The organism is Pararhizobium sp. P1_E7 (genome assembly GCF_056405855.1).
Window position 1 is genome coordinate 1 of the sequence record NZ_JBFUBH010000207.1, and the last position, 1,431, is coordinate 1,431.

Genomic DNA, 1,431 nt, shown 5'->3' on the forward strand with positions numbered 1-1,431 from the left:
GGTTTGGGATCCCGGCGACGGCGCAGGTCTGGTCGTCGCAAATACAAGAATTGGCCGTATTGGCGGTCTCATTTGCGGGGAAAACACAAATCCACTCGCGCGCTACAGTCTGATGGCACAGGCCGAACAGGTTCATATAAGCAGTTATCCGCCGATCTGGCCCACTCGCGTTCCGACGGAGAGCGACAACTACGACAACCGGGCAGCCAACCGCATTCGGGCCTCAGCTCATTGTTTCGAGGCCAAGTGCTTCGGCATCGTTGTCGCCGGTCGGTTGGATGAAAGCACACGCAGATCTATTGCTTTGGATGATCCTGCGATCGCAGCGATCATAGACGCCAGTCCGCGGGCCAGCAGCTTTTTCCTTGGACCGACTGGAGCGCCAATTGGTGATGAAATGATCGATGAAGGTATCGGTTATGCCCATATCGATCTCGACGAGTGTGTTGAACCGAAACGATTTCATGACGTCGTTGCTGGTTATAACCGCTTCGATATATTCGACGTCACTGTCAACCGGACACGCCGCAAACCGATCCGGTTCCAAGAAGGCCGGGAGGAATATGGAACCCGCTTCGATGCACCGGCCCTAGAGGAGTAAGGCGATGACGCGGACGGGTATGCACATGATAAAGAAGGGCTTCTCCTTCCAAGGTCCGGCTGAAGGGGTTCATGCCCTCAACTCCTGGATCACTCCGGAGGACGATCTTTTTCTGGTCACGCATATGGGGTTTCTGAGCATCGACCCCGACCATTGGCATCTCGATGTCGATGGCCTCGTAGGCAACCCAACGAGGTTGCGTCTCTCGGATCTTCAAGCCATGCCTCAGCGCGAGTACATGTCATTTCACGAATGCGCTGGAAGCCCTCTTGCGCCGACAGTCGCCAAACGCAGGATCGGAAATGTGGTTTGGAAAGGCGTGCCGCTGTCGCTTGTTCTGGAACGTGCAAAGATCAGCACCGATGCGTCATATGTATGGACTTCCGGCCTCGAGTGGGGCGAATACGCGGAAATTGAAGAAGCCTATCAAAAAGACATGCCTATCGAGAAAGCACTCGCAGAAGAGGTTCTTCTTGCACTTGAGATCAACGGCCGGCCGCTCACTCCGGAGCGCGGAGGTCCGGTTCGACTGGTTGTGCCGGGTTGGTACGGCACCAACTCCGTAAAGTGGGTTGGTTCGATCACGGCCGCGAACCGGCGGGCGAGCGGCGCCTATACGACGCGCTTCTATAACGATCCCACGCCATCTGGGGTGAAGCCAGTTTGGAGCGTCGCCCCGGAGTCCGTTATCGTGTCGCCATCCCCTAATGATCTACTGTTGGCTGATGTGCCAACAAGGATATGGGGTTGGGCTTGGGGAGATCGACAGATATCAACCGTGGAAATCAGCGTGGATGGAGGAGGCTCGTGGCAAAGGGCCACTGTAGGTC

General features: G+C 56.3%; 2 protein-coding genes. Both read left to right on the plus strand.

Annotation, left to right across the window (positions count from 1 at the left end):
* On the plus strand, positions 1-601 hold a 601-nt coding region (locus AC1D17_RS28940), incomplete at its 5' end, for a nitrilase-related carbon-nitrogen hydrolase (RefSeq protein WP_477568631.1).
* Between the two features lie 4 nt (positions 602-605).
* Positions 606-1,431, plus strand: an 826-nt coding sequence (locus AC1D17_RS28945) for a molybdopterin-dependent oxidoreductase (protein ID WP_477568632.1), incomplete at its 3' end; no start/stop codon positions are given.